General features: G+C 46.7%; 23 protein-coding genes and 1 tRNA gene. 1 reads left to right on the top strand and 23 read right to left on the bottom strand.

The genetic code is table 11. From position 1 onward, the window contains the following. Positions 1-23: 23 nt before the first annotated feature. From nuoN to ICV89_RS04125, 21 genes are all read right to left on the bottom strand, one after another. A complete protein-coding gene (gene nuoN / locus ICV89_RS04225; RefSeq protein ID WP_215309971.1) occupies positions 24-1,529 on the bottom strand; it encodes an NADH-quinone oxidoreductase subunit NuoN in 1,506 nt (501 codons plus the stop codon). A 10-nt stretch (positions 1,530-1,539) separates the two neighbouring features. Next, positions 1,540-3,006 carry an NADH-quinone oxidoreductase subunit M gene (locus ICV89_RS04220; RefSeq protein ID WP_215309969.1) on the bottom strand — a complete coding sequence of 489 codons (1,467 nt, stop codon included), beginning with the start codon at positions 3,004-3,006 and terminating at the stop codon, positions 1,540-1,542. Between the two features lie 24 nt (positions 3,007-3,030). Next, positions 3,031-5,091: an NADH-quinone oxidoreductase subunit L gene (gene nuoL / locus ICV89_RS04215; protein WP_215309967.1), complete on the bottom strand. Its 2,061-nt coding sequence runs from the start codon at positions 5,089-5,091 to the stop codon at positions 3,031-3,033. Positions 5,092-5,093: 2 nt separating this feature from the next. Beyond that, positions 5,094-5,402, bottom strand: a complete 309-nt coding sequence (gene nuoK, locus ICV89_RS04210) for an NADH-quinone oxidoreductase subunit NuoK (RefSeq protein WP_015420930.1) — start codon at positions 5,400-5,402, stop codon at positions 5,094-5,096. After that, positions 5,399-6,046 carry an NADH-quinone oxidoreductase subunit J gene (locus tag ICV89_RS04205; RefSeq protein ID WP_215309965.1) on the bottom strand — a complete coding sequence of 216 codons (648 nt, stop codon included), beginning with the start codon at positions 6,044-6,046 and terminating at the stop codon, positions 5,399-5,401. Before ICV89_RS04205 ends, nuoK begins: the two co-directional genes overlap by 4 nt. 21 nt (positions 6,047-6,067) lie before the next feature. Continuing rightward, positions 6,068-6,559: an NADH-quinone oxidoreductase subunit NuoI gene (gene nuoI, locus ICV89_RS04200; RefSeq protein ID WP_215306593.1), complete on the bottom strand. Its 492-nt coding sequence runs from the start codon at positions 6,557-6,559 to the stop codon at positions 6,068-6,070. Between the two features lie 11 nt (positions 6,560-6,570). Beyond that, positions 6,571-7,644: an NADH-quinone oxidoreductase subunit NuoH gene (nuoH, locus tag ICV89_RS04195; protein WP_215309963.1), complete on the bottom strand. Its 1,074-nt coding sequence runs from the start codon at positions 7,642-7,644 to the stop codon at positions 6,571-6,573. A gap of 8 nt (positions 7,645-7,652) precedes the next feature. Continuing rightward, positions 7,653-9,968, bottom strand: a complete 2,316-nt coding sequence (nuoG, locus tag ICV89_RS04190; RefSeq protein ID WP_215309961.1) for an NADH-quinone oxidoreductase subunit NuoG — start codon at positions 9,966-9,968, stop codon at positions 7,653-7,655. A gap of 31 nt (positions 9,969-9,999) precedes the next feature. Further along, the gene (nuoF, locus tag ICV89_RS04185) at positions 10,000-11,298 is read right to left on the bottom strand and encodes an NADH-quinone oxidoreductase subunit NuoF (RefSeq protein ID WP_215309959.1); all 1,299 of its coding nucleotides are present in this window, start codon (positions 11,296-11,298) and stop codon (positions 10,000-10,002) included. Then, positions 11,295-11,801: an NADH-quinone oxidoreductase subunit NuoE gene (nuoE, locus tag ICV89_RS04180; RefSeq protein ID WP_215309957.1), complete on the bottom strand. Its 507-nt coding sequence runs from the start codon at positions 11,799-11,801 to the stop codon at positions 11,295-11,297. The genes nuoF and nuoE overlap by 4 nt, the downstream gene beginning before the upstream one ends. Before the next feature lie 23 nt (positions 11,802-11,824). Further along, positions 11,825-13,078 carry an NADH-quinone oxidoreductase subunit D gene (locus tag ICV89_RS04175; RefSeq protein ID WP_215309955.1) on the bottom strand — a complete coding sequence of 418 codons (1,254 nt, stop codon included), beginning with the start codon at positions 13,076-13,078 and terminating at the stop codon, positions 11,825-11,827. Positions 13,079-13,081: 3 nt separating this feature from the next. After that, the gene (locus ICV89_RS04170) at positions 13,082-13,681 is read right to left on the bottom strand and encodes an NADH-quinone oxidoreductase subunit C (RefSeq protein WP_215309953.1); all 600 of its coding nucleotides are present in this window, start codon (positions 13,679-13,681) and stop codon (positions 13,082-13,084) included. Between the two features lie 3 nt (positions 13,682-13,684). Then, a complete protein-coding gene (locus ICV89_RS04165) occupies positions 13,685-14,167 on the bottom strand; it encodes an NADH-quinone oxidoreductase subunit B family protein (RefSeq protein ID WP_011902891.1) in 483 nt (160 codons plus the stop codon). A gap of 5 nt (positions 14,168-14,172) precedes the next feature. Next, positions 14,173-14,532 carry an NADH-quinone oxidoreductase subunit A gene (locus ICV89_RS04160; protein ID WP_011902892.1) on the bottom strand — a complete coding sequence of 120 codons (360 nt, stop codon included), beginning with the start codon at positions 14,530-14,532 and terminating at the stop codon, positions 14,173-14,175. Positions 14,533-14,642: 110 nt separating this feature from the next. Continuing rightward, a tRNA-Leu gene (locus ICV89_RS04155) sits at positions 14,643-14,727 on the bottom strand. A gap of 85 nt (positions 14,728-14,812) precedes the next feature. Beyond that, on the bottom strand, positions 14,813-15,160 hold the full coding sequence (gene secG / locus ICV89_RS04150) for a preprotein translocase subunit SecG (RefSeq protein ID WP_215309951.1): 348 nt from the start codon (positions 15,158-15,160) through the stop codon (positions 14,813-14,815). A 22-nt stretch (positions 15,161-15,182) separates the two neighbouring features. Then, the gene (tpiA, locus tag ICV89_RS04145; RefSeq protein WP_215309950.1) at positions 15,183-15,941 is read right to left on the bottom strand and encodes a triose-phosphate isomerase; all 759 of its coding nucleotides are present in this window, start codon (positions 15,939-15,941) and stop codon (positions 15,183-15,185) included. 17 nt (positions 15,942-15,958) lie between these two features. Next, entirely contained in the window at positions 15,959-16,957 is a 999-nt protein-coding gene (locus ICV89_RS04140) for an NAD(P)H-quinone oxidoreductase (RefSeq protein WP_215309948.1), read from the bottom strand. Positions 16,958-16,984: 27 nt separating this feature from the next. Further along, a complete protein-coding gene (pnp, locus tag ICV89_RS04135) occupies positions 16,985-19,138 on the bottom strand; it encodes a polyribonucleotide nucleotidyltransferase (protein ID WP_215309947.1) in 2,154 nt (717 codons plus the stop codon). Positions 19,139-19,409: 271 nt separating this feature from the next. Beyond that, entirely contained in the window at positions 19,410-19,679 is a 270-nt protein-coding gene (rpsO, locus tag ICV89_RS04130; RefSeq protein WP_112204355.1) for a 30S ribosomal protein S15, read from the bottom strand. 226 nt (positions 19,680-19,905) lie between these two features. After that, positions 19,906-21,111 carry a patatin-like phospholipase family protein gene (locus ICV89_RS04125; protein WP_215309945.1) on the bottom strand — a complete coding sequence of 402 codons (1,206 nt, stop codon included), beginning with the start codon at positions 21,109-21,111 and terminating at the stop codon, positions 19,906-19,908. An 85-nt stretch (positions 21,112-21,196) separates the two neighbouring features. Here ICV89_RS04125 and ICV89_RS04120 point away from each other — a divergent pair, with 85 nt between their 5' ends. Continuing rightward, on the top strand, positions 21,197-21,790 hold the full coding sequence (locus tag ICV89_RS04120) for a YSC84-related protein (protein WP_215309943.1): 594 nt from the start codon (positions 21,197-21,199) through the stop codon (positions 21,788-21,790). 40 nt (positions 21,791-21,830) lie between these two features. Here the strand turns inward: ICV89_RS04120 and ICV89_RS04115 are convergent, their stop codons facing one another. Beyond that, positions 21,831-23,378 carry a 2-isopropylmalate synthase gene (locus ICV89_RS04115; protein WP_215309941.1) on the bottom strand — a complete coding sequence of 516 codons (1,548 nt, stop codon included), beginning with the start codon at positions 23,376-23,378 and terminating at the stop codon, positions 21,831-21,833. Positions 23,379-23,621: 243 nt separating this feature from the next. Beyond that, positions 23,622-24,485: a CDP-diacylglycerol--serine O-phosphatidyltransferase gene (gene pssA, locus ICV89_RS04110; RefSeq protein ID WP_215309939.1), complete on the bottom strand. Its 864-nt coding sequence runs from the start codon at positions 24,483-24,485 to the stop codon at positions 23,622-23,624. Positions 24,486-24,498: the final 13 nt, after the last annotated feature.

The raw sequence follows: 24,498 nt of genomic DNA, 5'->3' as shown, positions 1-24,498 counted from the left end.
CGCAAGTTAATTGATGATTCCGCCTATGAGCCTAGCAGAGTGCGGCGCATTGCATCCAAGCAAACAGCCATCAGCCCGGCTGGAAGGATCCCTAAAGCCAGAACCAATATCGCATTCAAGCTCAACAGTCCGCGGGCAAAACCAGATCCAGAAATCTCAGCAGCATGCTCTTCTTTTGGCTCATCAAAGTACATCACCTTAACCACTCGCAAGTAGTAGAAGGCGCCAATCAAGGATGCGATCACTGCAATAATGGCCAAGAAAGTATGCTCGCCATCAACGAGAGCTTCAAGTACGCCAAGTTTGGCAGCAAAGCCCACTGTTGGCGGAATACCAGCCAAAGAGAACATCATTACTAAGCCAATGAAGGCAAACCAAGGGTGACGCTTATTTAAACCCTTGAGGTCGTCAATCGTTTCGCAATCATGGCCCTTGCGTGACAACATCATGAGCAGACCGAAGCTACCCAAGGTAGTCAATACATAGGTAATGACATAGAACATGGATGCACTAAATGCATGATCATCAAACACGGACAACATGCCGAGCAATACAAAGCCCATTTGCGCAATCGCAGAATAAGCCAGCATCCGCTTAATATTGGTTTGCGCAATAGCAGTGACGTTACCTACTACTAAGGATAAAACGGCAAGAATCACCAGCATTGGCTGCCAATCACCCATCAGCGGCAACAATGTATTTACCAGGAGTCGGAAAAGCAAAGCAAAAGCAGCTAGCTTGGGTGCAGCTGCAATCATTAAAGTCACCGCTGTCGGAGCGCCTTGGTACACATCCGGCACCCACATATGAAACGGCACAACCCCCAACTTAAAGGCTAAGCCGGAGATGATAAATACCAAGCCGAAGGCCATAACCAAATGATTGACGCGTGGATCAGCAACAGTGCGGAAGATCTCAATTAAATCTAGTGATCCAGTAACGCCATACAACATAGACATGCCGTAGAGTAAGAAACCAGATGCCAGAGCTCCAAGAATAAAGTACTTAATGCCTGCTTCAACACTCTTCTCGCTGCTATGACGCATCGCCACCAGGGCATAGGTTGGCAAAGCCATCAGCTCAAGACCTAAATAGAGTGTCAGTAGGTTTGCGCCAGAGATTAATACAAATTGACCTAACAAGGCTAACAAAACCAAGACAATGAAATCAGGACGGAATAATGCGCGATCAGTCAGATACTGTTTTGAATACACCAAGCTCACCAATACCGCAGCACATGAACAAGCTTTCAAGAGGTTTGATATGGGATCTGACTGAAATAAGCCATTCATAGCTACGATGGATACGTCTCCCATGCGAGCTACAAAAGCAATAATCAAGTAGACCAACAGGATGATGGTGAAAAAGTAAACAAAGCCAACACCACGTGGCGTATGGAAAATATCTTGCTCTACACCAGGGGTTGCTGGCTGACGCTCAGGAACATAAACGCTTGCCACCAACAAAAGACAGGCGACTACAAGTAAAACGAGTTCTGGCAGGACGGCGTATAGGTCAAATGCTTGCATTAGCTTTTACTCAGAGTTTGCTAACAGCAACATGCTGTAGCAGATTAATCACAGCTGGATGAATGATGTCGGTAAAAGGCTTTGGATAAACACCCATACCGATCACACAGATAGATAGTGCTGCCATCATGAAATACTCGCGCGCATTGAGATCTTTTAATTCCTCAACATGCCGATTGGTAATTGCGCCGAAGAATACACGCTTGACCATCCATAAAGAGTAAGCAGCACCTAAAATCAAGGCGGTTGCTGCCAGGATACCAATCACAAAGTCGTAATCCACGGCAGCCAGAATCACCATGAACTCGCCCACGAAACCCGAAGTAGCAGGTAATCCGCAGTTCGCCATCGCCATCAAGACTGCAAAGGCTGTAAATGCAGGCATGCGGTGTACAACGCCACCGTAATCAGCGATTTGACGGGTATGCATGCGGTCATACAACACGCCAATTGAAAGGAACATGGCACCCGCAACAAAGCCATGAGAAATCATCTGCACGATGCCGCCCTCGATACCCAGGGGACTAAAGAGGAAGAAGCCGAGAGTCACAAAACCCATATGCGCTACTGATGAGTAGGCCACCAGTTTCTTCATGTCTTTCTGAACCAGCGCTACTGCACCTACGTAGATCACAGCCACTAAAGATAAGAAAATGATGAACGGGCCAAGATACTGACTTGCGTCCGGAGCAATTGGTAATGAGAAACGCAAGAAGCCATAAGCACCAAGCTTCAACATGATCGCAGCCAAGACTACGGAACCACCAGTAGGTGCTTCAACGTGAACGTCTGGCAACCAAGTATGCAAAGGCCACATTGGCACCTTCACAGCAAACGCCATGAAGAAGGCAAAGAATAGTAGGATTTGCTCAACAATATCTAGACGGGCGTTATGCCAAGCCAAGATATCAAAAGTATTGGTAGCGTTATACAAGTACAGCATGGCAATCAAGGTCAGCAATGAGCCAAGCAAGGTATACAAGAAAAACTTAAATGCCGCATAGATACGGTTGTGACCACCCCAAACCCCGATGATGATGTACATCGGAATGAGGGTTGCTTCAAAGAATACATAAAACAACAAAGCATCCAAGGCAGCAAATACACCAATCATCAATCCAGAAAGGATTAAGAAAGAGGCCATGTATTGCGAAACCTTCTTGTCAATCACTTCCCAAGCAGCAATCACCACGAAGATATTGATGAATGCGGTCAAAACAATAAACCAAACCGATATGCCGTCGATACCCAAGTGGTAGTTAATGTCGTAACGCGGAATCCAACTCATCTTTTCAACAAACTGCATACCAGGGTTGGCAATATCAAATTCCATCACCAAAGGCAGAGTGGCGATGAAGCCAAGAACAGAGCCCACGAGAGCTAACCAGCGAACACCGGCAGTCGGCTTCTCCGAACCGTAGAACAAAATAATGATGCCGAAGAAAATCGGAATCCAGATGGCAAAAGAGAGAGTCATGATGGCTACTTAAGTAACAAAGGCCTAGCGAACAAAAGGCAGGTAAGCGTACAAAACCCAAGCTAGCAAGACCGCCAAGCCCGCAATCATTGCGAAGGCATAGTGATAGAGATAACCGGATTGCAAATGGCGAATCACTGCAGATAAGCGCCCTACTGCATGCGCACTACCGTTAACCAAGAAACCATCGATAGCCTGCTGATCACCGCGGTGCCACAAGATGCCACCGATCCATAGCAAACCTTTGGCAAACACCGCCTGGTTGAGATCATCGAGATAGTATTTGTTATCCATCAACTTCTTGATTGGCGCAAATGCTTGAGCCACCACACCAGGCAACTTCGGAGCCCAGAGGTAGCCAATTGCCGCAGTGAGTACACCCAGCACCACCAATAGCAACACTGGTGAAGTGAATGAATGCATTGCCATCGCAATCGGACCATGGAACTCTTCAGCAAGTTCTTTCATGGCAGGATGTTTGCCAATATCAACAAAGATCGAGTCGCCAAAGAAAGTACCAAACAATAAAGGCGTAATCGTGTAGTAACCAATAATGACTGATGGAATTGCCAGCAAGATCAGCGGCAAAGTAACAACAAAAGGAGACTCATGTGGTTTTTGACCGGGGGCTAAGCCATGGTGCGCATGATCATCCCCTTGCTCTGGGTGAGCATGATGGTGATCGTGCGCGTGAGCATCTTCATGCCCCCAACGGGCTTTACCGTGGAACACATAGAAATACAAACGGAATGAGTACAAAGCCGTTACAAAGACGCTGGCCATGACTGCGAAGTAAGCAAAACCAGATCCAGGAATATGGCTAGCTGCTACCGCTTCAATAATGGAGTCTTTTGAATAGAAGCCCGAGAAAAATGGTGTGCCAATTAGTGCCAAGTTACCCAACAACATCATGAGGCAAGTGATTGGCATGTATTTCCAGAGACCACCCATCTTGCGCATATCTTGTTCATGGTGCATTCCCAATATCACACTACCTGCTGCAAGGAATAAGAGCGCTTTGAAGAATGCATGCGTCATCAGATGGAAGATGGCGATTGGATAAGCAGATACGCCCAATGCAACAGTCATATAGCCCAACTGAGACAGTGTTGAGTACGCTACTACCCGCTTGATATCGGTCTGAACAATACCCAAGAAACCCATAAATAGCGCAGTGATCGAGCCAATCACTAAGATAAAGCTCAACGCCGCATCAGACAACTCAAATAAAGGTGACATGCGTGACACCATGAAGATACCAGCTGTAACCATCGTTGCCGCATGAATCAATGCAGATATTGGGGTTGGGCCTTCCATGGAATCTGGTAACCATACGTGCAATGGGAACTGAGCTGATTTACCCATCGCGCCAATGAAGAGGCAGATACAGGCGACGGTTACCAAATTCCAGCTCGTGCCAGGCAAGGTTTGTGCAGCCAAAGCAGTGTTCTGAGCAAAGATCACGTCGTAGTTCATGGATCCAGTACTGGCCAGAAGTAAACCGATACCGAGAATGAAACCAAAGTCACCAACACGGTTGACCAAGAAAGCCTTCATATTGGCAAATACCGCAGATTGACGCTCGTAGTAGAAGCCAATCAACAAATAAGAAACCACGCCTACCGCTTCCCAACCGAAAAAGAGTTGCAAGAGGTTGTTACTCATTACGAGCATCAACATAGCAAAGGTAAAGAGTGAAATGTAGGAGAAGAAGCGGTTGTAACCCTCCTCACCTTTCATATAACCAATGGTATAGATGTGAACCATCAAAGAGACAAAGGTCACTACACACATCATGGTGGCAGTTAATGGATCAATCAAGAAGCCAATATCCAGATTGAGCTCGCCCAACTGCATCCAGCGATAGACAGTGCCATTGAAATAGAAACCATCCATGACTTGTACGAGCACAAAACAAGACAGAACGAAAGCAATCATCACACCTAAGATAGTCACGAACTGGCAGGCGCCGTTACCAATGCGGTTACCACCTAATTTGGTACCGAACAATCCAGCAATGGCTGAGCCAAATAATGGCGCCAGCGGAATTGCACAGAGAACAGGAAGAGTTAAGGTCAATTGCATGACTAGCCTTTTAGGTGGTCAAGGTCTTCAGCATTGATGGTATCTACCTTACGGAAGAGAACAACCAAAATTGCCAAACCGATTGCCGCCTCAGCAGCAGCCACAGTCAAAATAAAGAATACGAATACCTGACCAGCCATATCACCCAAATAGTGAGAGAAGGCTACAAAGTTCATGTTCACCGAAAGGAGCATTAATTCAATTGCCATTAAAAGCACGATGATATTCTTGCGGTTTAAGAAAATACCAATCACGCTAGTCGCAAACAAGATTGCGCCGAGCACTAAATAATGAGCGAGGGTAATAGTCATTTCTTTTCCCCACGGGCATCTTGCTTTGCAGCCATATCAGAATCCATCTTGATGATGCGCATACGATCAGCAGAATTTACGCTCACCTGCTCATGAATATTTTGGGCTTTCGAATCCTTGCGATTGCGTAAGGTCAATGCAACAGCAGCAATGATGGCCACTAACAGAATCACGCCAGCAACCTCGAAGGCATAAACATAGTCAACGAAGATCAACATGCCTAAAGCTTGTGTATTGCTTGTAGCCATCTCTTCAAGCATGGGCTGTACTGGAGTGTTAGTGCCGATAAAGCTGCGAATCAAGACGATCGATAGCTCTAATACGATGACAGCACCCATCAAGAAAGCTACGGGAAGGAATTTCTTAAAATCGCGACGTAAATGCTCGAGATCCAGATCCAGCATCATGACCACGAAAAGGAAGAGCACCATCACAGCGCCAACATACACCAGAATTAAGGCTAAGCTGAGGAACTCTGCTTTCAGTAGCATCCACAGGCCAGAAGCGCAGAAGAAAGCAAGAACCAAAAAGAGTGCGGCATGGACTGGATTGCGCGCAGTAATCACGCGCACTGCAGAGACCACTAAAAGGCCAGCGAAAGCATAAAAGAATGCTGCGAATAAAGTAGAAGTATCGAATGTCATATGTTCTTGTGCTCGATTCGATTAACGATAAGGCGCATCAGCTGCGCGGTTAGCGGCAATATCTTTTTCATACTTATCGCCTACTGCCAAGAGCATGTCTTTAGTGAAATAGAGGTCGCCGCGTTTCTCACCGAAATACTCGAAAATATTGGTTTCGACAATAGCATCAACCGGACAGGCTTCTTCACAGAAGCCGCAGAAAATACACTTTGTCAAATCAATGTCATAGCGGCTGGTGCGACGCGTACCGTCATCGCGCTCAGCTGTTTCGATTGTGATTGCGTAAGCAGGACAAACTGCTTCACACAGTTTGCAACCAATACAACGCTCTTCACCATTCTCATAACGGCGTAATGCATGTAAACCGCGGAAGCGAACAGACTGAGGCGTCTTCTCTTCAGGGTATTGAATCGTAATTTTTGGCTTAAAAAGATAGCGACCGGTAATCGACATACCGACCAAAATATCTTTCAGCATCAAGCTATCAAGGAATTGGGAAATTTTCTTAAACATGATTGATCAACTTATTTCCAAATATTCAACGGAGATACAACCCATGCGCCAACGACAACTACCCAGAATACGGAGATGGGAATAAAGATCTTCCAACCCAAACGCATAATCTGGTCATAGCGATAGCGTGGCAATGTAGCGCGCAACCAGATAACGCAAGACAAAAGGAAGAAGGTTTTGGCAAACAACCAGAAGAAGCCAGGGATATCGCGCAGGATTGGTAAATCCACAATCGGCAACCAACCACCCAAGAACATGGTGGATGCTAGAGCAGCGATCAAGATCATGTTGGCGTATTCAGCCAAGAAGAACATCGCAAACGCCATACCGGAATACTCAACCATGTGGCCCGCAACAATCTCAGACTCACCTTCAACCACGTCAAATGGATGACGATTCGTTTCAGCAACGCCAGAGATGAAGTAAATCAGGAACATCGGGAGCAAGGGCAACCAGTTCCAAGAGAGGAAGTTCAAGCCCATGCTGGCGAAATAGCCCTGCTCTTGTGAGGCCACAATCGTGCTTAAGTTCAAAGAACCGGAAGTCAATAAGACCGTAACTAGCGCAAAGCCCATAGCGATTTCATAAGAAATCATTTGGGCTGAAGCACGCATGGCTCCAAGGAATGGATATTTAGAGTTAGATGACCAACCAGCTAAGATCACGCCATAAACACCAATGGATGAGATGGCCATCACATACAGTAATCCAGCATTCACATCAGCCAAGACCATTTTGGCCTGAAAAGGAATCACAGCCCAAGCAGCAAAGGCCGGCATGATCACCATGACTGGTGCAATGAAATACAGCACTTTACTTGCTTGGGTTGGAGAAATGATCTCCTTCATCAATAATTTCAAGGCATCGGCAATCGGTTGCAGCAATCCCAAAGGACCAACGCGGTTTGGTCCAAGGCGGATATGCATCCAGCCGATTAGCTTACGCTCCCAAAGAGTCATATAAGCAACGGCAGCAAACATCGGCAATATGATGATCACAATGCGTAGCAAAGCCCAAACAAGTGGCCATAGCGAGCCAAAGATAGCCTCACCCTGGGTGGTAACGAGGTTCAAGAAATTATCCATCTCGTCCCTTATGCCTTACTAACTGTTACGGGACCAAACATCGATCCCAATTGAGCGCTAGCCATAGTGCCTGCAGAAATTCTGACGGCACCCTTGGCTAGGTTCACTTCTAATGTGGCAGGCAAATCTGCAGACTGACTACCTTGAGTCACTCGCACAGCATCACCCTCTTTCAAGCCCAACTCATTGAAGAGTGCTTGACCCAAGCCAACTTGATTGCCACGCTTTGCATCACGTGTTAACTGTAATGCAGATGAACGACGCACGATTTGATCGCCGGCATAAATACCCACATCAGATAAGCGCTCTAAACCTGCTGATGGAGTGGCCTTGCCATTAGACAGACTAGTGACTACAGATTGATTGCTAAGCTTCGTGCAGTAGTGATCACCTAGGGCTTCACCCAAAACTTCTTCAGGCATGTTGTAGAGGAAACCATCTAAATTCAATAAGCCGCCAAGAACACGGAGAACCTTCCATGCTGGACGAGAATCGCCCAAAGGTTTTACAGCTGGCTGAATAGTTTGCGTCCGAGCTTCTGCGTTGACAAAAGTGGATACTGTTTCTGTGAATGTGGCGATAGGCAGAATGACATCAGCCACCTCCAATAGATCAGCACTCTTGTAGGCACTTAGAGCAATCACTGTATTCGCTTTAGCCAATGCAGCACGTGCTTGCGCAGGATTGGGTAAATCCGCATCGGGCTCGATATTCATCAGGATCACAGCGCGGCGCTCACCAGATAAAACGGATTCAACGCCAGCGCCGTTGGCGTTTACCAAGCTAGCACCTACAGCGTTGCCACCAACTGGCAAGAAACCTAAAGTTGCGCCAGTCTGCTCAGCAATGAATTGCGCTAGCACATGTAAATCAGATGCATATGGATGGGCTATTGCGGCCGAGCCCAGCAATACTGAAGTAGCTGTGCCAGAAAGCAAGCTATCCGCAATCTTTTGCGCAGTAGCAGACACTGTTAAGTTAGGTGTACCAGTTGGAGCAGAAACAGATTTAGCTTTAGCGACTGCCAATGCAACTTCGCCTAATGCATTGATCCATGCACTTGGAGTTGCGGCAATAGCAGTGGCGGGAATCAACCAATCATCGCCACCTACATCTATACGTGAAACTTGCAAACTACGTTTAGCCACAGTACGTAAACGTGCAGCAATTAATGGCTGCTCCTTACGCAAGAAGCTACCGATTACTAGAACCCGGTCTAACTCACTTAATTTGCTAATCGGCATACCCAACCATGGGGCAGAGGCAGAACCCTTTATATCAGTTTGACGTAAGCGAGTCTCGACTTGATTGGAGCCCAAACCACGAATCATCTTTTGGAGAAGGTACAACTCTTCAGTACTAGAGATTGGATGCGCTAGAGCAGCCACTGCTTCAGGACCACTCTCAGACGAAATAGTTTTGAGTGAGTGAGCAACATAATCCATTGCAGACTGCCAATCAGTCTCGAGCCAGTGACCGCCCTGCTTCACCATGGGTGTTGTTACACGATCAGCACTATTCAAACCTTCATAAGCAAAGCGATCACGATCGCTAATCCAGCATTCGTTAATTGCATCATTCTCTAAAGCAACGACACGCATGACTTTATTAGATTTTGTTTGAATCGTAGTGTTGGCACCTAGGCTGTCATGCGGGCTTACTGAACGCTTGCGACCCAATTCCCAAGTACGCGCTGCGTAACGGAATGGCTTGCTTGTTAAGGCTCCTACTGGGCAAATGTCAATCATATTTCCAGATAACTCTGAATCAATGGTTTGACCGGCAAAAGTAGTGATTTCAGAATGCTCACCGCGATTGACCATACCCAATTCCATGACACCGGCAACCTCTTGGCCAAAACGCACGCAACGAGTACAGTGAATACAACGGGTCATCTCCTGCATGGAGATAAGTGGACCTACATTCTTATGGAATACAACACGCTTCTCTTCTTCGTAGCGTGAATTTGATTTACCGTAACCCACCGCTAAATCTTGTAGCTGGCACTCACCACCCTGATCGCAAATTGGGCAATCCAAGGGATGGTTAATCAGCAAAAACTCCATCACTGAGCGCTGCGCCTCTACTGCCTTAGCTGAGTGCGTAAACACCTTCATACCTTGCGTCACTGGTGTTGCACAAGCTGGCAACGGTTTTGGTGCTTTCTCTACCTCTACCAAACACATACGGCAGTTAGCGGCGATAGATAATTTCTTGTGATAACAGAAGTGCGGAATATACGTATCAAGCTTGTTCGCGGCGTGCATCACCATCGAACCTTGTGGAACCTCTACCAACTTACCATCTAATTCGATTTCAACCATGCTCACTTTAAGATGTCCCGTGCTCAATGTCTTATAAAGGTTTAACAGAATCTAAGCAGCGCTTATGTTCTACGTGATACACAAATTCATCCATGTAATGCTTCAACATGCCACGAACAGGCATAGCGGCTGCATCACCCAAAGCGCAAATCGTACGGCCTTGAATATTGGCTGCTACATCATTTAACAAATCTAAATCTTCTGGACGACCTTCGCCGTGCTCAATGCGGTGAACAATGCGCCATAGCCAGCCAGTACCTTCACGACAAGGAGTGCACTGACCACAAGACTCTTCGTGATAGAAGTAGGACAGACGTTCTAAAGCGCGAACCATGCAGCGCGTTTCGTTCATGACGATGACTGCGCCAGATCCCAACATGGAACCGGCTTTTGCAATACTGTCGTAATCCATGGTGAGGGTCATCATCTCAGCACCCGGAATCACTGGGGCAGACGATCCACCAGGAATCACAGCTTTCAATGGAATGCCATCGCGCATCCCACCAGCAAGCTTTAATAACTCAGCAAATGGTGTGCCCAACGGAATCTCATAGTTACCTGGATAAGTGACATCACCGGAGATGGAGAATATTTTTGTACCGCCATTATTCGGCTTGCCCAACTCTAAATACGCAGGACCGCCGATTGCCATGATGAATGGCACAGCAGCAAATGTTTCAGTGTTATTAATAGTGGTTGGCTTGCCATACAAACCAAAGCTGGCAGGGAATGGCGGCTTAAAGCGTGGTTGACCCTTCTTACCTTCAAGTGACTCTAAGAGCGCAGTTTCTTCACCGCAGATATAGGCACCCCAACCCGGAGAAGCATGCAATTGGAAGTTGAAATCGCTTCCCATGATCTTATCGCCAAGATATCCAGCAGCACGGGCTTCTTCAAGAGCCTCCTCGAAGCGAGAATAGACTTCCCAAATTTCACCGTGAATATAGTTGTAGCCTACAGAGATACCCATAGTGTAGGCACCAATAATCATGCCCTCAATTAAGGCATGCGGGTTATAACGCATGATGTCGCGGTCTTTAAATGTACCCGGCTCACCTTCGTCACTATTGCAAACTAAATATTTTTGGCCAGGGAACTGACGGGGCATAAAGCTCCACTTCAATCCAGTGGGGAAGCCTGCGCCTCCACGACCACGTAATGAAGATGCCTTTAATTCAGCAATGATGGCGTCTGGTGCAAGCTGATCATTGATGATGCGACGCAGTTGTTGATAACCGCCTCGGCTTTCGTAATCTTTTAAACGCCAGTTTTCACCATTCAATCCCGCTAGGATCAAAGGCTTAATGTGTCTATCGTGCAAGCTAGTCATACTGCTTTCCCTTCTGCACGAAGTTCGCTTAACAGCGCATCAATCTTTTCTTTACTCATAAAGCTACACATGCGCTTGTTGTTTACCAACAGCACTGGAGAATCACCGCAAGCACCCATGCACTCACCCTCTTTTAAAGTGAAGGTGCCGCAAGAAGTTGTTTCGTTGTAGCCAATGCCAAGCGTTTCTTTTAAATAGCTTGCCGCAGTCTCACCATGCGATAGCTGGCAAGGTAGGTTTGTGCAGATCACCAGCTTGTACTTACCAATCGGCTTGGTGTCATACATATTGTAGAAAGTAGCTACTTCATCTACTGCAATAGTTGGCATTTCTAAAATTTGGGCAACTGTTTCAATCACCTCTGGTGAAACCCAACCCACTTCAGTTTGAGCAGCAATTAAAGATGCCATCACAGCAGATTGTTTTTGCTCTGGAGGATACTTCGCAATATTACGTGCAATATCTGCAAGCGTTTTATCAGATAGTTGAAGAGTTGTTGTCATGAATTCATCCTTGGCGCGCTGTATTAGCGGTCAATCTCCCCGAACACGATATCTTGGGTTCCAATAATAGTTACAGCATCAGCCAACATGTGACCACGTGACATCTCATCCATTGCTGAGAGATGCACAAACCCTGGTGCTCGAATCTTCATACGGTAGGGCTTATTCGCACCATCAGAAATCAAGTAAATACCAAACTCACCTTTTGGATGCTCAACAGCAGAGTAAGCCTCACCATCAGGAACGTGCATACCTTCAGTAAAGAGTTTGAAATGGTGAATCAACTCTTCCATATTGGTTTTCATATCCACACGCTTTGGCGGAGATACCTTATGGTTGTCGCTCATGACAGGACCATCATTTGCCTTGAGCCAAGCTACGCACTGTTTAATGATGCGGTTCGATTGACGCATCTCTTCCATGCGAACTAAATAACGATCATAAGAGTCGCCATTAACGCCAACAGGAATATCAAAGTCGAGTTTGTCGTAAGTTTCATAAGGCTGCTTTTTACGCAAATCCCACTCAATACCGGAACCACGCAACATAGGGCCAGTGAAGCCAAGCTGCAAAGCGCGCTCAGGAGTCACAACACCAATACCAACCAAGCGCTGCTTCCAAATGCGGTTGTCAGTTAAGAGATTGCAATACTCGTCCACGTTGGCATCAAAACCATTGGAGAATTGCTCAATGAAATCAAGCAATGTACCGCTGCGGTTTTCATTCAAACGCTTAATGGCAGAGGTGCTACGAATCTTAGACTTTGAGTATTGCGCCATTTGTGTTGGCAGGTCACGATAGACCCCGCCCGGACGGTAATAAGCAGCATGCATACGCGCTCCGGATACGGCTTCGTACATGTCGAAAATATCTTCACGATCGCGGAAGGCGTACAGGAACACGGCCATGGCACCAACGTCTAGGCCATGACAACCAATCCACAAGAGGTGGTTTAGCAAACGTGTTAGCTCGTCATACATCACCCGGATGTACTGCGCACGCAAAGGCACATCTACTTGCAGCAACTTCTCAATGGCCATTACGTAAGCATGCTCGTTTGCCATCATGGATACGTAGTCCAAACGGTCCATGTAAGGAACGTTCTGAATCCAGGTACGAGTCTCTGCTAATTTTTCTGTAGCGCGATGTAATAAACCAATGTGCGGATCAGCGCGTTGGATCACCTCTCCATCAAGCTCTAACACGAGACGCAATACGCCGTGGGCGGCAGGATGTTGAGGTCCAAAGTTGAGGGTGTAGTTCTTGATTTGTGCCATGACTTAAACCGGGCCTCCGTACTGCTCTTCGCGCACGATACGTGGCGTGATTTCACGCGCTTCGATTGTGACTGGCTGATACACCACACGCTTTAACTCTGGGTCATAACGCATTTCTACGTTGCCAGAGATTGGGAAATCTTTTCTAAATGGATGACCGATGAAACCATAATCAGTCAAGATGCGGCGCAAGTCTTCATGACCATCAAACAAAATACCGTACAGGTCAAATGCCTCACGCTCAAACCAATTAGCCGAAGCCCATACTGGGGTGAGAGAGGCAACTACTGGGTGGGCATCTTCTGCTGCAAATACGCGCACACGCAGACGCCAGTTATGAGCAACAGATAAAAGATGAGTCACTACGCCAAAACGCTGACCACTCCACTGCCCGTCTCGGTAGTCCTGGTAATCCACGCCACACAAATCAATCAATTGCTCAAAGGCCAATGATGGCTCATCGCGCAATAACATGGCAGATTCAAAGTAGGTGCATGCATGAAGTACCACAGTGACTTCGCCCAAGGCAATCTCAATAGATTGCGCGTGCTTACCTAAAACTTTTTCTAGATTGGCGGCGAGCTGAACTAAACGATCTGACATGGATTAAGCCTTCCGTGCAATCGTACTGGTGCGAGCGATCTTGGATTGCAACTGAATAATTCCGTAGATCAACGCTTCCGCAGTAGGAGGGCAACCAGGCACGTAAATATCGACTGGCACAATGCGGTCACAGCCGCGAACTACTGAATAGGAGTTATGGTAGTAACCACCGCCATTAGCACAGGAGCCCATAGAGATGACCCAGCGAGGCTCAGGCATTTGATCGTAAACCTTACGGAGCGCCGGTGCCATCTTGTTACACAAAGTGCCTGCCACAATCATCAAATCTGATTGACGAGGAGATGGGCGGAACACCACTCCAAAGCGATCCAAGTCATAACGGGAAGCGCCTGCGTGCATCATTTCTACAGCACAGCAAGCAAGGCCGAATGTCATTGGCCATAAAGAACCATTACGAGTCCAGTTAATTAACTGGTCCGCAGTAGTGGTAACAAATCCTTCTTTGAGAACGCCTTCTAATGCCATATCGATCACTCCCAGTCGAGAGCGCCCTTTTTCCAGATATATACGAAGCCCACAATAAATTCCAATAGGAAAATCACCATAGAGGCATAACCGAACCAGCCAATATCCCGCAGAGCTACACCCCAGGGAAACAGGAATGCAGTTTCTAAGTCAAATAAGATAAATAGGATGGCGATGAGGTAGTAGCGTACGTCGAATTTCATACGCGCATCTTCGAATGCCTCAAAGCCGCACTCGTAAGGCGACAATTTTTCAGCGTCTGGCTTCGAAGGAGCCAATATTTTTCCGAGGAACATGGGTACTAAACCAACCCCAATACCTACAAGGATAAAAAGCAGAACAGGAAAGTAATTTGCGAGATTCAAAATGGTCCTGAGTCGTTCGTCTGGTAAGTCCTAAGAAGCTACAAAATTATCAATTACTCCACTACAAAAAACCTTGATTTAGAGCATAAAGCCCTACAATTTTTACAATTTGGTGCCGACGGCGAGACTCGAACTCGCACAGCCTAAGCCACTACCCCCTCAAGATAGCGTGTCTACCAATTTCACCACGTCGGCATCTTGTAAAACTTGTCAATTCTACTGCATTGCACCACTGAATTACCTCAAAAATAGCGCTAGAAACTACTTAAAACCCTATTTTTTACTTTGGAACAGCTGGCTTGGTCGGATCTTGAACTGGGGCTACTGGTTCAGCAACGGGGGCTGCAACCGGAGCCACGGTGCCAGACAAAATTCCAGGACTTACTTCCTTTTTATTTCCGATCCATGTAATGCCTAAAGTGCAAACAAAAAAGATTGCTGCAAAGATAGCCGTTGTGTGGGAGAGGAAGTTAGCTGACCCGCTGGCACCAAAAAGACTGCCGGAGGACCCAGAACCAAAAGCAGCACCCATATCGGCACCTTTGCCCTGCTGAAGCAATACGAGCAAAATCACAGCTAAAGCTGAAATAATTTGTAAAACGATCAATAAAGTCTTAAACCATTCCATGGCTTATCTCCAAATAAAAAATCTAGGCCTGACAAATGGCTAAAAAATCCTGAGGATTCAATGAAGCACCCCCAATCAATCCACCATCAATATCCGGCATTGCAAATAGTTCAACGGCATTATCAGGCTTGACACTGCCGCCATACAAAATTCCCACATGGGAAGCTACATCTTCATCAAACTCAGCCAACTGCAATCGAATCGCTCTGTGCATATCCTGAGCAATTTGAGCGCTGGCCACCTTACCTGTACCAATAGCCCAAACAGGCTCATAGGCAATCAGACAGTCGGCCAAACGGTCTTGCAAAATCGTCACTTGCTTTGAGATTTGACCTCTGACTACCTCAACTTCACGGCCAGAGTTACGCTCATCTGCAGACTCACCAACACAAATCACAGGAACCATGCCGTTGTCTAATACCTGCAGTGCTTTTTCTGCCACCTGCTCATCAGCCTCCTGATGGTACTGGCGACGCTCCGAATGCCCCACAATAACGTAGGCGCAATCTAATTCTTTGAGCATAGAAGCTGCGACATCGCCGGTATAGGCTCCCGCCGGGTAAGCTGATGCATCTTGAGCGCCTAAACTTAAAAAGGCTAAAGAGCAGTCACGAATTAACTCGCCGCACTGCGACAAATAAGGCGCTGGGGCACAAACTACATACTTACGGCCCGCAGGCATTCCCTGTTCCATGCCGCGGCAAACAGTCTTAATCCAGTCTGCATTACTTGCAAAGCTGCCATTCATTTTCCAGTTGCCGATAACAGTGATTGGACGCATGAAATCTAACTCAACACTTAAACGGTCAACACAATCTTACCAACGTGCTCAGATGACTCCATCAAACGATGGGCATCAGCCGCTTGGTCTAAGGTGAATGTTTTATAGATCACTGGCTTTAACTTGCCTGCATCTAGCAAAGGCCAGATATGGGCATGCAACTGTTGGGTAATTTGCTTCTTAAATGACACTGGGCGTGGGCGTAATGTAGAACCTGTAATGGTCAAGCGACGACGCAAAATTTGATTCGTACTCACTTCCGCTTTTGATCCACCCTGAATTGCAATGATGACAATACGACCATCATCAGCCAGGCAATCGATTTCTTTTTGTACGTAAGCGCCGGTGACCATGTCCAGAATGACATTGACACCCTTACCGTCTGTAGCTTTCTTTACTTCCTCGACAAAGTCTTGCGTCTTGTAATTGATCGCCAAATCGGCACCTAAAGCTACGCAAGCAGCACACTTCTCATCGGTACCCGCAGTCACAAATACTTTATGACCTAGGGCTTTCGCAATCAAAATAGCTGTTACACCGATACCGCTTGAGCCACCTTGAACCAATAAAGTTTCGCCTTGTGATAGTTCGCCACGCATGAAGACATTACTCCACACGGTATAAAACGTCTCTGGTAATGCGGCAGCCTCTTGATCGGTAAATCCCTTTGGATAAGGCAAGCATTGGGCAATTGGGGCTATGCACAAATCTGCGTAACCACCACCCTGCACTAGTGCGCATACCTTATCGCCAATCTTCAGTCCGAACAGATTATCGGGATGATTTAAGTCACCACCAATAATCTCACCAGCTACTTCAAGGCCAGGAATATCAGATGCGCCCGCCGGGACAGGGTAATGACCCTTACGTTGTAAAACGTCTGGACGATTAATCCCAGCAGCCAAAACACGAATCAGAATCTCGCCAGACCCAGCACTAGGAAGTACTGGATCAGGACGAGTGGCAGACACCAGCATTTCTGGTGCGCCAAATTCTTTGATTTCAATTACGCGCATATGAGTTCCGCTTGCTAACTAAACTACTTAAGCGTTTTCGCCAGATACGGGAGCAGCTTCAGCACCAGCCAAAGGAGCAATCGTGCCACCCTCATCCGCCATTGCAGCTTTGAGAGATAAACGTAAACGACCACGCTCATCAGCAGCCAACAACTTCACGCGAACAACTTGGCCTTCTGCTAAATAGTCTTTAACTTCTTTTACGCGCTCATTAGAGATTTCAGAGATGTGCAAGAGACCATCTTTACCTGGAAGAATGTTTACTAAAGCACCGAACTCAAGCAACTTCACTACTGGGCCTTCGTAGATCTTACCTACTTCAGCTTCAGCAGTAATGCCTTCAATACGAGCTTTTGCTTCAGCCATGCCTTCAGCAGAAGTAGAGGCAATAGTTACAGTACCGTCATCTTTGATATCGATGCTGCAACCAGTTTCTTTAGTCAAGGCTTGAATTGTTGCGCCGCCCTTGCCGATCACTTCACGAATCTTATCTGGATGAATCTTGAAAGAAACCATACGTGGAGCATGTGCAGACAATTCAGTGCGAACTGAACCCATCGCTTCTTGCATCTTGCTCAAAATATGCAAACGACCTTCTTTCGCTTGAGCTAATGCAACTTGCATAATTTCTTTAGTAATACCTTGAACTTTAATATCCATTTGCAGAGCAGTAATACCGTTAGCAGTACCTGCTACTTTAAAGTCCATATCGCCCAAGTGATCTTCATCACCCAAGATGTCTGTCAACACAGCAAAACGGTTGCCATCCAAAATCAATCCCATTGCAACACCAGCAACGTGGGCCTTAACAGGAACGCCAGCATCCATCATTGCTAAACAGCCACCGCAAACGGAAGCCATGGATGAAGAGCCATTGGACTCAGTAATTTCTGAAACCACACGAATGCTATAGGCAAAATCTTCTGCACTTGGCAATACGGGAATCAATGCACGTTTAGCCAAACGACCGTGACCAATTTCACGACGCTTTGGGCTACCTACACGACCTGTTTCGCCAGTAGCAAACGGAGGCATGTTGTAGTGGAACATAAAGCGATCACGGTACTCACCTTCGAGCGCATCAATGATCTGCTCATCGCGTGCAGTACCTAAAGTAGCTACTACGAGGGCTTGTGTTTCACCACGAGTAAACAATGCTGAACCGTGTGTGCGTGGCAATACCCCGTTACGAATTTCAATCGGACGCACAGTGCGTGTGTCACGACCATCAATACGAGGTTCACCATTCAAAATTTGGCTACGAACAATCTTCGCTTCGATTTCAAACATGATATCGCTAACAGCAACAGCATCAACATCACCCTCTTCAGCTAGCTTAGCTAGAACTGTTTTGGAGATCTCTTTGAGCTTGTCTGAACGAGCACCTTTTTGACGAATCTGATAAGCCTCACGCAATGGTGCCTCAGCTAAGGCTGTGACTTTAGCGATAAATGGCTCATCTTTAGGTGCAGCAGTCCAATCCCACTCTGGCTTGCCAGCTTCGCGCACTAAATCGTTAATTGCGTTGATCGCGGTTTGCATTTGATCATGACCGTAAACAACGGCGCCCAACATCACTTCTTCTGACAACTGATTGGCTTCTGACTCAACCATCAACACCGCAGCTTGTGTACCAGCAACAATTAAATCCATTTCGCTAGTAGCTTGCTCTGTACGAGTTGGGTTCAAGAGGTATTGACCATTAGCGTAACCAACACGTGCCGCGCCAACTGGACCAGCAAATGGAATGCCTGAAACAGCCAAAGCTGCAGATGCAGCGATCAATGCAGGAATATCTGCAGGAACGTCGGGGTTGATCGATAACACATGAACTACTACCTGAACTTCGTTCAAGAAACCTTCTGGAAACAATGGGCGCAATGGGCGATCGATCAAACGGGAGATCAATGTCTCGCCTTCTGATGGACGACCTTCACGACGGAAGAAACCACCGGGAATTTTTCCTGCTGCGTAAGTTTTTTCTAAGTAGTCAACAGTCAACGGGAAAAAAGACTGGCCAGGCTTGGCTGATTTAGAGGCAACTACTGTACCCATTACTACTGTGTCATCTACGTTAACGATGACAGCACCACCAGCTTGACGAGCAATCTCGCCTGTTTCCATTGTTACCTGATGATTACCCCATTGAAACGTCTTTACTGCTTTTTTAAACATAGTCATTCTGATCTTCTCCAAATTGTTCACGTAAAAGCCACATGGATTTCACGCTTGTCGTGGGATAAAGCAGTGTCACGACAACACTGGAGCGTTTGAAGATCACAAGGGATGCCATTCCAGGGAGGCACTAGGTTCTTCAACCCAGAAACTCATTGGAATGACACGATCCCCTACACAAATAATCTTGAAGCGCTCAAAAAACATGCCATCTGCTTAAGACTGATTCTGTGACGAAACAACCCTAAGATAGATGGCATTGCAATACCGATAAGAATTACTTACGGAGACCTAATTTCTCGATCAATGCGCGATAGCGACCCAAATCCTTGCCTTTGAGGTAATCCAAAAGGCGGCGACGGCGTGAAACCATCTTCAACAAACCACGACGGCTGTGATGATCTTTAGCGTTAGCTTTGAAATGGGGGGTTAATTCATTGATTCGGGCTGTTAGCAATGAAACTTGAACTTCAGGGCTACCCGTATCGTTTGCGCTGCGCGCGTTATCTTTGACGATTTCCGCCGTTTTAATATCAGCAACTGCCATTTTCATACTCCTTACTTGCGAACACCTGAGCTTTCACCCAATTTGTGTCGTGCATTTATTAATCAAATAAAACAAAAAAGCTTTACAAATCAAAGCCCTCGAATTGTAGCAGATCAGCCTTAAATCCCCAGCTCTAGAGCTAGGCACTCAAACCAGGGCTGTGCAGCAGACATCAAGGCAAGCTCTTGATTTATATGAAAAAGATGATAAAAATCACTATAAATGCCTATTTTTTAGGCAATTCCCCATCAAATCCTCTCTTATAGCCTGGTGGGTACTTTTGCCACTCCTTGCCACCAAGGCCTTGTTTGTAACCGTAATCAAAAAGAGCCTGCATATAGGCAGTGTCAAACTCAGTCTTGTGCGGAAATTTGAAGTCTGGCCCAATAAAAGCCAGGTTGAAGCTGACTCCATCAAGCTGAGTGGTGTGATAAATGCGGTACAAATCCCCGATACCCTGAGTCTGAATCATGCTAGAAATTGCCCTCTGAATAATGCTCAGGGTGCCCCGCTCGGTCTCGCGCCACTCAGGATCCAAACGGGCATTGCGAATAATGTAGGCATTTCGCTGTTTCTGAAGCTTCAGTTTCAAATCTTGAGCACGCTGAGATAAGGCGCTGGGATAGAGGAACACCTGAGTAATGGCACCGCCGTCCACATGCATCTCCTGAAAGCTTTGGCCAGAAACCTCAAAATCGAACATGACTGGTGAAAATGCCCCTGGTATCGATGCGGATGCCAGCATGACTTTTCTAAAAAGCTCTAAGGCCTCTGGAGTGCCAATACTGGCAATCTTGCCCATGTTCCAAACTACGGGGACGCCTGCATCTAGGTTCGTTGTCCCAATCAAAAGCCAGCGGTTTTTGGTGGTGTACTCATTTGCCACCTTCTTCAGAAAATCTTGATCAATGTATTTTGAAATGAGTTGAAATAAGGGGGTCGTATCAGATAGGCCATCGCTCAAAATGCCAGAGATCAACCCACGCTCAATGAAGATATCCTGTGGGCCATATTTTGTATAAACATCACGTAAGACTGGGTCATACTCTTTCCCCATAAATGCAAATGGGGCAATTAATGCGCCAGTACTGATGCCAGTGACTAAATTAAATTGCGGGCGATCGCCGCGCTCCGCCCACCCTATTAATAGTCCAGCGCCATATGCACCATCATCACCGCCACCAGAGAGCGATAAATAATTCGCAGGTGTATTTAAGGTTTTTTCATCCCTCACCTTAAATCCCGCCTGAATATCCACGGCCATCTGATCCACGCTGGATTGACTGGCCACCATATAGCGCACACCAGTCAGACCCGCAATGTGTGCTTGACCCATCTGCTGCGATGGCACTGCTGCTTTGCGCTGCAAACTGCTACAGCCTAGCAATGAAAGTATGAGGAGAACAAAGAAGCAGCGAGTGAACAGAGTCATATTGGGTACTTATTGGACAAGAGGGCTTGTAGGAGTATAAAGATGGAATTCATTCATTGCGAAAATGCAGCAAAGGAAAAAATCCATGCGCACTAAATTTGTCCAAGCATTAGCCTGTGGTCTATTAGCCCTATTGCCCACACTGGTCTACGCACAGTTTTCCAATCCATTTGCTGCCGATAAAACTGTAGCCCAGCAACGCCAAGAGATCCTCAATAAGAGAGAGGAGATCTTAAAGGCTCTGTATCAAGCCCAACCTAAGGCAAAAGAGTTAATTGAGAAATCCGTTGGCTACGCGACCTTCAGCAACTTCGGCATGAAGATATTGATTGCTGGTGGAGGCACAGGTAGCGGTGTCGTTATCCAAAAAGATGGTGCTAAGCCGATCTATATGAATATGGCAGAGGTTCAGGCTGGCTTGGGCCTTGGAATTAAGTCCTTCCAAAATATTTTTGTTTTTCAAACACAGGCCGCACTAAATGACTTCGTCAATTCTGGATGGACATTTGGCGGTCAAGTTACTGCTGCAGCCAAGTATGAGGCAAATGGTGGCGCATACCAAGATGCCACTACAGTGGCGCCAGGGGTATTGATGTACCAGCTCACAGACTCAGGCATTGCGGCAGAAATTACTGGCAAAGGCACTAAGTACTACAAGAGCACAGACCTTAATAAATAAGAGGCGCGATGCAAAAGCCGCCGATGTCGCCGAGAATTTCTTAAGGCGTCATCTGCGCATTGAGCTTAGCTTGACTAGGATCATGCAATTTATTCAGCGCTGATAAGTAGGCTTTGGCTGAAGCTGCAATGATGTCCGGATCAGTTCCAACGCCATTCACGATACGTCCACCCTTTGCAAGTCTGACAGTAACCTCGCCCTGGGATTGAGTACCTGAGGTGATGGCATTGACAGAGTAAAGCAATTGCTCTGCCCCGCTCTTCACGATCTGTTCAATAGCGTTTAAACTCGCATCTACTGGACCATTACCCTCAGCCTCGGAGCTAGCCTCTTTGTCGCCAACCCGAAAAGTCACTTTAGACTTTGGTCGCTCACCTGTTTCAGAATGCTGACTTAAGGAAATAAATTTATAAAATTCACCTTCTTCAGCTGCAGCAGAATCCGACATGATGGCAATAATATCCTCATCAAAGATTTCTGATTTTTGATCGGCTAATGACTTAAAGCGAACAAAAGCCTCGTTCAAATCCGCTTCGGCTTCAATTGCAATACCCAATTCTTGTAAGCGCTGCTTGAAAGCATTGCGGCCAGACAACTTGCCGAGCACGATCTTATTGGCAGACCAACCCACATCTTCCGCACGCATGATCTCGTAGGTGTCACGATTCTTTAAGATGCCATCTTGATGAATTCCTGAAGTGTGTGCAAACGCATTGGCACCAACAACTGCCTTGTTCGGCTGAACAACGAAGCCAGTAATTTGCGAGACCAACTTCGATGCAGGAACAATTTGAGTGGCATCGATACCGCACACCATGTCGAAATAATCCTTACGCGTACGCAAGGCCATGACAATTTCTTCTAATGCTGTATTGCCTGCACGCTCACCCAAGCCGTTAACGGTGCACTCAATTTGACGTGCACCCCCAATTTTGACGCCAGCCAAGGAGTTGGCAACTGCCATACCCAAGTCATTGTGACAATGCACCGACCATACCGCTTTATCCGAGTTGGGCACTCGGGTGCGCAAGGTATTGATGAATTCACCATATAACTCTGGAGTGGCGTAGCCTACGGTATCCGGAATATTGATGGTGGTAGCACCCTCGTTAATCACTCCTTCAACGACTCTGCATAAGAAATCCATTTCTGAGCGATAGCCGTCCTCTGCTGAGAACTCCACATCCTCAGCCAAATTTCTTGCAAAACGGATGGAACGTTTAGCCTGCTCCAAAACCTCTTCTGGAGACATGCGCAACTTCACTGCCATATGTAATGGGCTAGTTGCCAAAAATGCATGAATCCGTTTTGCATTAGCAGCCTTCAATGCATCAGCAGCCCGAGTAATATCTTTATCGTTAGCGCGTGCGAGTGAGCAGACAATCGAATCCTTCACAGCTGCTGCTACTGCAGAGATTGCCTGAAAATCACCTTCAGAGCTCGCCGCGAAACCAGCTTCAATCACATCAACCTTAAGACGTTCCAGCTGACGAGCAATGCGCACCTTCTCGTCCTTAGTCATGGAGGCGCCAGGTGATTGTTCACCATCACGTAAGGTGGTATCAAAAATGATTACTTTGTCGCTCATCACTACTCTCCGGTTCAATATTGCTTCATTATGCTGACTGCTGATTCATGTTTACTAATGACTAATCCTAAAAACAAAAACCCCAGCAATTTGCTGGGGCTGGTATGTCGTGGCTAATGAATTACTTTAATCTCATTAACTCAGGCCTTACCTGCCCCAAGCTGTAGGCTTAGTGCTAGTAGAAGCAAGATAGGAAGTGAGAAATTCATCAACATGGATTAAATATAACCTAAATATTCCAAATTAGCTAAAACGACGGCCGCTCAGGTGCTCCCAAGCCCAAATGACATATCCCGAGATGGAATACACCACAAAGAGGCCGAACAAGGTTAAGGGCGGGTTGGACGAAATCAGAACAAAGGTCAGAATCATCAGAACCATGACGCCAAAAGGTACGCGGTAGCGCACATCCAAAGCCTTACCACTGTAAAAACGGGCATTAGATACCATGGTCAAGCCAGCATAAACAGCTAAAAAGAAAGTAATCCAAGGGATGGCACTGTCGCGCACCGGGATCTTATTGTCATCAGCCAACCAAATAAAACCAGCCATTAAAGAGCCAGCGGCAGGACTAGGCAAACCTTGGAAGAATTTCTTGTCCACTACACCAGTATTGACGTTAAAGCGCGCTAGACGCAAAGCCGCTCCCGCACAGTAGGTAAAGGCGGCTAACCAACCCCACTTACCCAAGTCTTTTAAAGCCCATTCGTAAGCAACTAAGGCTGGCGCCACACCAAAAGACACCATATCAGCCAAGGAGTCGTACTGTTCACCGAAGGCACTTTGGGTATTCGTCATGCGGGCAACGCGACCGTCCATACCATCCAAAACTAAAGATGCAAAGATGGCAATAGCGGCCATCTCAAACTGGTGGTTCATCGCATTGACAATGGCAAAGAAACCGCAAAATAAGGCTGCGGTAGTAAATGCATTGGGAAGTAAGTAAATGCCTTTACTACGTTTACGTGGCTTGTCTACGTGCAACTCTTCCACTTCAAAATCAATCCCATCACCCAAGTCCTCTGCCCACTCATCTTGAGTGCGATCAGTGCGGGAGTTGACTAAGCGGCTACGATCGATACGGCCACGACGGCGAAATGTAGGCAAAGAATGTTCCTAG

This window comes from Polynucleobacter sp. Adler-ghost (assembly GCF_018688495.1).
Classification (GTDB): domain Bacteria; phylum Pseudomonadota; class Gammaproteobacteria; order Burkholderiales; family Burkholderiaceae; genus Polynucleobacter.
This window is presented reverse-complemented; position numbering and strand designations above follow the sequence as displayed.

Bases quoted from the DNA above. Each gene is read 5' to 3' on its own strand.
- nuoN (WP_215309971.1), bottom strand. From the start codon at position 1,529: ATGCAAGCATTTGACCTATACGCCGTCCTGCCAGAACTCGTTTTACTT.
- ICV89_RS04220 (WP_215309969.1), bottom strand. From the start codon at position 3,006: ATGACTCTCTCTTTTGCCATCTGGATTCCGATTTTCTTCGGCATCATT.
- nuoL (WP_215309967.1), bottom strand. From the start codon at position 5,091: ATGCAATTGACCTTAACTCTTCCTGTTCTCTGTGCAATTCCGCTGGCG.
- nuoK (WP_015420930.1), bottom strand. From the start codon at position 5,402: ATGACTATTACCCTCGCTCATTATTTAGTGCTCGGCGCAATCTTGTTT.
- ICV89_RS04205 (WP_215309965.1), bottom strand. From the start codon at position 6,046: ATGACATTCGATACTTCTACTTTATTCGCAGCATTCTTTTATGCTTTC.
- nuoI (WP_215306593.1), bottom strand. From the start codon at position 6,559: ATGTTTAAGAAAATTTCCCAATTCCTTGATAGCTTGATGCTGAAAGAT.
- nuoH (WP_215309963.1), bottom strand. From the start codon at position 7,644: ATGGATAATTTCTTGAACCTCGTTACCACCCAGGGTGAGGCTATCTTT.
- nuoG (WP_215309961.1), bottom strand. From the start codon at position 9,968: ATGGTTGAAATCGAATTAGATGGTAAGTTGGTAGAGGTTCCACAAGGT.
- nuoF (WP_215309959.1), bottom strand. From the start codon at position 11,298: ATGACTAGCTTGCACGATAGACACATTAAGCCTTTGATCCTAGCGGGA.
- nuoE (WP_215309957.1), bottom strand. From the start codon at position 11,801: ATGACAACAACTCTTCAACTATCTGATAAAACGCTTGCAGATATTGCA.
- ICV89_RS04175 (WP_215309955.1), bottom strand. From the start codon at position 13,078: ATGGCACAAATCAAGAACTACACCCTCAACTTTGGACCTCAACATCCT.
- ICV89_RS04170 (WP_215309953.1), bottom strand. From the start codon at position 13,681: ATGTCAGATCGTTTAGTTCAGCTCGCCGCCAATCTAGAAAAAGTTTTA.
- ICV89_RS04165 (WP_011902891.1), bottom strand. From the start codon at position 14,167: ATGGCATTAGAAGGCGTTCTCAAAGAAGGATTTGTTACCACTACTGCG.
- secG (WP_215309951.1), bottom strand. From the start codon at position 15,160: ATGGAATGGTTTAAGACTTTATTGATCGTTTTACAAATTATTTCAGCT.
- tpiA (WP_215309950.1), bottom strand. From the start codon at position 15,941: ATGCGTCCAATCACTGTTATCGGCAACTGGAAAATGAATGGCAGCTTT.
- ICV89_RS04140 (WP_215309948.1), bottom strand. From the start codon at position 16,957: ATGCGCGTAATTGAAATCAAAGAATTTGGCGCACCAGAAATGCTGGTG.
- pnp (WP_215309947.1), bottom strand. From the start codon at position 19,138: ATGACTATGTTTAAAAAAGCAGTAAAGACGTTTCAATGGGGTAATCAT.
- rpsO (WP_112204355.1), bottom strand. From the start codon at position 19,679: ATGGCAGTTGCTGATATTAAAACGGCGGAAATCGTCAAAGATAACGCG.
- ICV89_RS04125 (WP_215309945.1), bottom strand. From the start codon at position 21,111: ATGACTCTGTTCACTCGCTGCTTCTTTGTTCTCCTCATACTTTCATTG.
- ICV89_RS04120 (WP_215309943.1), top strand. From the start codon at position 21,197: ATGCGCACTAAATTTGTCCAAGCATTAGCCTGTGGTCTATTAGCCCTA.
- ICV89_RS04115 (WP_215309941.1), bottom strand. From the start codon at position 23,378: ATGAGCGACAAAGTAATCATTTTTGATACCACCTTACGTGATGGTGAA.